The organism is Candidatus Neomarinimicrobiota bacterium, from assembly GCA_030743815.1.
Classification (GTDB): domain Bacteria; phylum Fidelibacterota; class Marinisomatia; order Marinisomatales; family S15-B10; genus UBA2146.
Map to the genome: position 1 here is coordinate 1 of JASLRT010000037.1, position 6,388 is coordinate 6,388.

Sequence of the window (6,388 nt, forward strand, 5' to 3'; positions counted from 1 at the left end):
GAGCGTTATCTCATCCTTGGCTGTGTAGAAAACGGTTTTGTTGTCGTTGGCCCATGCCGCGGATCCCGTAGTATTGGGAATCGTCTCTTCAAGAATTTCTCCCGTCTCGAGATTTTTGAAATGGATGGCATACAACCTGCGACTCACTGTGTCCACACCGAATGACAGCCAGCGGTTGTCCTGACTCACTCTCAGACCTGCCACCTGATAGTAATCGTGCCTTTCGGCCATCTCATTCACATCCAGCAGGATCTCTTCGTCTGCTTCCAAGGAATCCTTCTTTCGCGCGTGGATAGGATACTCCTGGCCTTCTTCATAGCGCCGATAGTACCAATAGCCGTTCTTAAAGTAAGGTACTGTGGAGTCATCTTTCTTGATACGTCCAACGATTTCATCAAACAGCTTCTCCTGAAACTGTTTTATATGCTTCAGCCCCACCTCAGTATAGGCATTTTCCTTTCCAATATAGTCGACGACTTTTTGTGTCTGCTCGTCCGGTTCCTTGGCATTCTTCTGATCATCAGTGAGACGCATCCAGTAGTAATCATCTATGCGCGTATGATCGTGAGTCGTCAGTTCTCTGGGGATCTTTTCAGCGATGGGCGGTATCATTAAACTCTCCTTCAGAATGTTTTGTGTACAAGAAACAAAAAGGCAAACAGTCAGCAGTATAGTGATTTTCATTCTTTCCTCCCGGCTGTACCATTTATCATATAATAATGGAGATTTTCCCAAAACTTACTCTCGATTCAATCTATTCAGACATATTAAAAAAATCAATAATCTTGGCTGAGAGACCTCAATAACAAATCTTCCTTGACCTTCAATTTTTATTTAACTAGCTTGTACTAACTTAATTAAGTTTTTGTAGAGCACATCAGATAATCGAATCATAAGGAGATATTTCATGTTAAAACGTACAGCAGCTTTAACTATTGTCATGGTTTGGACAATAGGACTTTATGCTCAATCAGAACCAGAACGTATCTACAGCATTTTCTATATGAAAGCCAAAAACGGAAAGGGAGATCAGCTGGAAAAAGGGATGGCCAATCATATCCAGAAATTTCACAACGATGGGAAATGGCCTGAGTATGTGCATGAAATAATTGCGGGGGAGAGGACAGGTCAGTACTTTCATTTCACTGCTCCTCACCGCTGGGTCGATTTTGACAATCGGTTGAGATCTGAAAAAGATATTAAGGACTGGCAGATGAATCTGTTACCTTACGTTGATGAGAACTCCTCTTCCTTTCAGACAAGTTATGTAGCTTATATGCCTGAGTTGAGCCTTCCTTATGAAGCAAACTTCAATATGTACAGGGTCACCTACTTTTACGTCAGGCCAGGCAAGGACGCTGACTTTATTTATTTCATAGAGAAAGCGAATGAATCACATAAAAAGTTGAAAGATGGCCATAAGCATCACTTCTACAAAACAGTAATGGGCGGTGACGGGGGTGTTTACGCATCAGTTCACCCTTTGGATAAATTTGAAGGAATGTATGAGATGGGTTCATCCATGAGAAAGGCGTTTGATGAAAAAGAGGTAAAAAGGCTGCAAAACATTTTTAGCGGTGCAGTTAAAAAAACGACCAGTGAATTGAGGAAAGTCCGACCTGATCTGAGTTCCAAGAATTAATTGCCGGAACCCATAATGATATAACATATCCAGGCGACCTCTTTTATAAACAAAAAAGCCCCCGCAAGGGGGTTTTTTGCATAGGTCCGGTACATTCAGCTGCTATATAAAAGCGTAGAAAACTACCAAAGGCATCAGAATGGGAATATTTTCCTCGGTCAATTAGAGTGCCTCTCAGATTTGACATTTTGGACAATAATGGGTACTTCTTTGACTTAATACTATTCTCTTAATTTCACTATCAGCACACCGTGCACACGGCATTCCTGTCCTGCGAAAAACATTCAGGTGCGCCTCATTTTTTCCCCTTCTTCCGGCAATACTGTAGAAGTTTGTTTGCCCTGTTCCCAGGGTTGTGCCCAGATTCTGGAGTCCTTCTCTCAGTACGCGTTGGATGGCGCGATGAAGCGCCTCTACCTCACTATTACTCAAGCTTGAAGCTGAACGGGATGGATGGATAGACGCATGCCAAAGCGCCTCATCGATGTAGATATTGCCGAGACCAACAACAAAACTCTGATCCAGCAATAGTGGCTTTACCGCTCGCCGTCTTTTTGCCAGCATATCTACGAACCGAGTCTTCGTGAACGACGCATCCAGCGGTTCCGGACCGAGCTTTCCCAATACGTCCTCAGGATTGCGTACCAGATACCAGCGTCCGAATTTCCGCGTATCGTGAAAACGCAACTGCCTGTCATCATCCAAATCCAGTACAACATGCTCATGAGGTAACCGCTCTTCGTCAGCGGTCTTTATATGCAATCGGCCTGTCATTCGTAGGTGGATCAACAGAAAATCTTCGCTTAATTGCAGAATGATATACTTGCCCCGCCGGGAGATCGCTGTGATCCTCTGACGTTCAATTCTCTTTCTAAATTCTTTGCATCCGGGTGTTGCGATGGTACGTTCCCAGTAAACATGTGCCCTTTTGATCGCTGTACTGATCAGGCCAATCTCATTTAGATCGTTAATGACAGTCTGTACTTCCGGTAATTCAGGCATGATTATTACTTTATTGATGCGGTGGTGCCACACACAGGACCTGAACATCATCAGCTTGCCGAACGCGGTTAGAAAGCCGGAAGAACTTGTGAGACGGGTTCGTCGGGTCTGAGGACATAGAGAGTACCGGAGCCCGGACTTGAACCGGGACGGCCCGAAAGCCAACGGATTTTAAGTCCGTTGCGTCTACCTATTCCGCCACTCCGGCTGAGATGAGAAAGAGGCGTCGATCGGATTCGAACCGATGAATCGCGGTTTTGCAGACCGCTCCCTTAGACCGCTTGGGTACGACGCCATCAGCATGAAAATTTAACCGGAAAGCAATGCCAATTCAAAGATGTTCAGCATCAGTGATGGCGGGTTGATTCAATAACTTTCGCTATGTACTTTCCATCCTATAAGGAGACATTATGGAACGGATATACCTTAGAATCCTGGCACTGGATAAGTTTGATACCGCAGAAATTACGAACGATTCAGATGCAACCCACTCCGTGATGGTGGCTGAAGAAGATTTCACGCTGGCTGTAGACTTTCTGAACAAGTATCTGAATCAGATCAAACCGTACTTGCCGTTTGACCCAGAAATGACAAGCGGCTCCGAAGCCTGGAGCTGATCGGATTAAGAGATATACGTTAATAACACCCTTCGAGCGAGAGACGGGACTTCCCGATTCCATCGGGACGACAACCACGTTCAGAATCATTCGCACGCACTTCTGATCAGATCCTCAATCATCCTTCGACTTTTCCAACGCTTGATCTCTCTTTCTCTCCTGATGGCTTCAACACGAGTCTCGAATGTCTCGTAATACATCATATTCCACGGTACACCGGACTTCGTGGATCTCGTGAAACCCAGATTGTGTCTTTCTAATCGCAGATTAATGTCTTCGCAGTGACCAACATAATATCGGTCGCGTGCGGTAGAATAGATGATGTACGTGAAGAACACCTTAAAAGAGCGAGAGACGGGACTCGAACCCGCGACAACCACGTTGGCAACGTGGAGCTCTACCAGCTGAGCTACTCTCGCAAATAGCTTTTTCTTTGACCGAGAAAAGCTTCAATACCGACCTTATGTAAGAAATCCGCGATCCCGATACATCGGGAGCAACGTGGAAATCTACTCCCGACCTATCTGTTGGGAAGCTATTCTCGCAAAGAATTCTGTTCTCAAAAAGCGCGGGCGAATTTAAGGCAAGCGCCGGCGTGATTCAAACGGATTTGGGGTAGATTTCAAACGAGTTTTCTCTGCGGCGCCACACTACGAATGTCATCGCCAGCCAGAGGATATCTTCCAGAATTCTACTGACACCTACCTTCGAAGCTCCTGTGAAACAACCACATTCAATATCAAGCCCCCTTATGGTAGCTTGAGAGAGGGCAATAATAAACATCAGCATCATTCCCATGGTTAGGAGCGCTGCACCATCCACAAAGATTCCGAGAATCAGACATGCGCCTACATAAAGTTCAACCCACGGCAGGAATATCGCCATGAGATTAGTGAGCGAATACGGTAGGAATTGATAGTTGTCTATCAGGCTGGCAAATTCTTTAGGATCGGCGATTTTGGAGAAACTGGCGTACATCATCATGATACCGAGGATAAAACGGAATCCAAGAATAAGCCACTTGTTTTGCAGGAGAGTCACTCACCACCCTCGACAGGATGTCCACCCGCTTTCCATTCGGGCCAGCCGCCGTCAAAGATAAATACCTTCGTGAATTGCCAGTCTAACATCAGTGTTTCTGATAGCTCCATACTGAGATCACACCCTTCACCACTGCAGTAGGTAACAAGAGGATCATCGGGAGATAGCTGGGAGACCAGCTGTATGATGGGAGCATTGAGGGAACCGGCGATATGTCCTTGATTGAACTCATCCTCGTCACGGGCATCAATGAACGTAACACCTCTCTCGTAGAGTTGAACTGCCAAAGTCAGATCGATCATCATTGGCTCTACGATGAGGGTCGATTTCGCTAGCAACGAATCAACGACTGATGTCCCCTCGCCTCCCTCCACGATCGTTTTTGCAGCGATTAACGGCAACCCGTTAATTCGGACAGCATTATAGCTGAAAGCGAAAACAGCAGAAACAGCGACGATGATGAAGGCTTGCTTCAGCGGCGGAGTTTTCACTATCCCGACTTCTTTGCCCGGTATTTGGATTCGATTTGCCGCTTGATAGCTGGGTCTATTTCGGTATTCTTTAACAGTTCGCGGTGATCATCGTTGGACACAGCCAGTCGATCGCAAGCGGATAGTGTCTCGGTAACCATATTCAGCAACAAAGGTTCGTCAGGTAGGATACGACTCATGGGGACGAAATCAAACTGAGCGCTATTGCCTACCTGCGCCAGCTCATCGCTGACGGATTCAAGTTCGGTCTGAATCTGATGCAGTCGGTCCAGAATTTTTGGATTATCAGCATAAATCTGCTCAAGTGTCTTGGAAGGATCTTTCTGCTGCATGCGATCGATCTGTTGCAGAATAAAGGATTCCTTCGCCTTTAACGTGGTGATATCGTTAACACTTTCCTGGCTGTTCCGTATGTCGAGCCTGAGTATGGCCAGATATTTACTTTGCTTGCCGAGTGAGTAGAGCCATGGACCACTCTCGGGATTCTTCGCACGGTGCTTCGGATTACGAGTGTCTCCGCTGAGAAACATGAAATCAGCCGAGATCAACTGTTGCCTGACCGTCTTCGCCTCATCCTGATACCCGTTAAAGAGAACAATTTGATAATCACTCTTTTTCTCCAGATAAGCCAACGCTTCATTCGCCGCTTGCACGGGATCCTTCAATGTCAGATTTTCTATGATATCGGGAATCTTGGAGGTGATCCCGGTAATCCCCACGATCAGACCACCCCGTTCCACTACAATGTGCTGTTTGAAAAGCAACTCTCCGCTCTCCTTATCCACGATATTCGCCGAAACGAAAGGAAAATTAGCAGACTGCTCCAGTCCGCGTACAAAATCAACTCCAGCCAGCAAATCCTTTAAACCGATATTCAGAGCATCGCAACCAATTATATTATACCCTTCGACCAGAGTCTCGGCTCTCAGTTTAGACTGCTCAAAGGCGATCTCGGACTGACCTTCGCCTGAGAAGAAAATATCACCCGCATCTAGGATGACGGGGTCGTTGCCGTCCTTTCTTATGGTATTAATGTATGTCGCTTTTCTCGGCAGACCGCCGATAGGATTATTCTTTCACCCGCACGGGTCGAGCTGACTGTGGACGTTTCCAGTCACTACCAGCACGGCCGTACCAGATTTGGCTTGAGACTGACTGCACGAATTGACAGTCAATGCTGCTACAACCAAAAAAAGAATCGACAAATTAGTTTTCACCTGCATAGTATATAATTTAGTCCCCCTCTCAAGACGAAGTCAACTTGCTTTGTACCAAGCCTGTTTATTAACTTTGTTCTTCTATGGCGTACGCTCTTTGAAGTAAAAGCATATGATTCATTTGGGGCTGTAGCTCAGTTGGGAGAGCGCTTCAATGGCATTGAACTGATTGAATACGCCAATCTAAATACGAATAAGATGCATACTGGTCATAGTCTTTAAGTAAAATGTGACAATAAGTGTGACAATTTCACAGCTTGTGAACAGGCACCCCTGGTTGTGGGGTACAGATATAAAGTGACCTTATTAACCCTATCTTCTCAACAGAGTAAATTTTTCAATAATTGGGATTCTGTTTTAGTCCACAATAGAACAGGG

Annotated in this window: 7 protein-coding genes and 3 tRNA genes; 2 read left to right on the forward strand and 8 right to left on the reverse strand. The window is 45.7% G+C overall.

The features are described from left to right. Positions 1 to 612, reverse strand: a 612-nt coding sequence (locus QF669_03500) for an oligopeptidase B (GenBank protein MDP6456511.1), incomplete at its 3' end; no start/stop codon positions are given. Between the two features lie 295 nt (positions 613 to 907). Between QF669_03500 and QF669_03505 the strand changes: the two genes are divergently transcribed. Then, on the forward strand, positions 908 to 1,642 hold the full coding sequence (locus tag QF669_03505; GenBank protein ID MDP6456512.1) for a hypothetical protein: 735 nt from the start codon (positions 908 to 910) through the stop codon (positions 1,640 to 1,642). A gap of 174 nt (positions 1,643 to 1,816) precedes the next feature. Here QF669_03505 and mutM read toward each other — a convergent pair whose 3' ends face one another. From mutM to QF669_03520, 3 genes are all read right to left on the reverse strand, one after another. Then, complete coding sequence (gene mutM, locus QF669_03510; protein MDP6456513.1) at positions 1,817 to 2,644, reverse strand: DNA-formamidopyrimidine glycosylase; 828 nt, start codon at positions 2,642 to 2,644, stop codon at positions 1,817 to 1,819. Positions 2,645 to 2,768: 124 nt separating this feature from the next. Further along, positions 2,769 to 2,852: transfer RNA gene (locus QF669_03515), tRNA-Leu, on the reverse strand. Positions 2,853 to 2,865: 13 nt separating this feature from the next. Further along, positions 2,866 to 2,939, reverse strand: a tRNA-Cys gene (locus tag QF669_03520). 115 nt (positions 2,940 to 3,054) lie between these two features. Between QF669_03520 and QF669_03525 the strand changes: the two genes are divergently transcribed. Beyond that, positions 3,055 to 3,261, forward strand: a complete 207-nt coding sequence (locus QF669_03525; protein MDP6456514.1) for a hypothetical protein — start codon at positions 3,055 to 3,057, stop codon at positions 3,259 to 3,261. Positions 3,262 to 3,607: 346 nt separating this feature from the next. On the opposite strand, the gene QF669_03530 is transcribed toward QF669_03525, so the two are convergent. The 4 genes from QF669_03530 to QF669_03545 all read right to left on the reverse strand — a co-directional run bounded on the left by QF669_03530 (position 3,608) and on the right by QF669_03545 (position 5,650). Beyond that, a tRNA-Gly gene (locus tag QF669_03530) sits at positions 3,608 to 3,680 on the reverse strand. A 181-nt stretch (positions 3,681 to 3,861) separates the two neighbouring features. Then, positions 3,862 to 4,302 (reverse strand): MauE/DoxX family redox-associated membrane protein, encoded by a 441-nt coding sequence (locus QF669_03535; GenBank protein MDP6456515.1) that lies wholly within the window; start codon positions 4,300 to 4,302, stop codon positions 3,862 to 3,864. After that, the gene (locus tag QF669_03540; protein MDP6456516.1) at positions 4,299 to 4,793 is read right to left on the reverse strand and encodes a rhodanese-like domain-containing protein; all 495 of its coding nucleotides are present in this window, start codon (positions 4,791 to 4,793) and stop codon (positions 4,299 to 4,301) included. The genes QF669_03535 and QF669_03540 overlap by 4 nt, the downstream gene beginning before the upstream one ends. Next, positions 4,793 to 5,650 carry a hypothetical protein gene (locus tag QF669_03545; protein MDP6456517.1) on the reverse strand — a complete coding sequence of 286 codons (858 nt, stop codon included), beginning with the start codon at positions 5,648 to 5,650 and terminating at the stop codon, positions 4,793 to 4,795. The genes QF669_03540 and QF669_03545 overlap by 1 nt, the downstream gene beginning before the upstream one ends. Positions 5,651 to 6,388: the final 738 nt, after the last annotated feature.

Bases quoted from the DNA above. Each gene is read 5' to 3' on its own strand.
- QF669_03505 (MDP6456512.1), top strand. From the start codon at position 908: ATGTTAAAACGTACAGCAGCTTTAACTATTGTCATGGTTTGGACAATA.
- mutM (MDP6456513.1), bottom strand. From the start codon at position 2,644: ATGCCTGAATTACCGGAAGTACAGACTGTCATTAACGATCTAAATGAG.
- QF669_03525 (MDP6456514.1), top strand. From the start codon at position 3,055: ATGGAACGGATATACCTTAGAATCCTGGCACTGGATAAGTTTGATACC.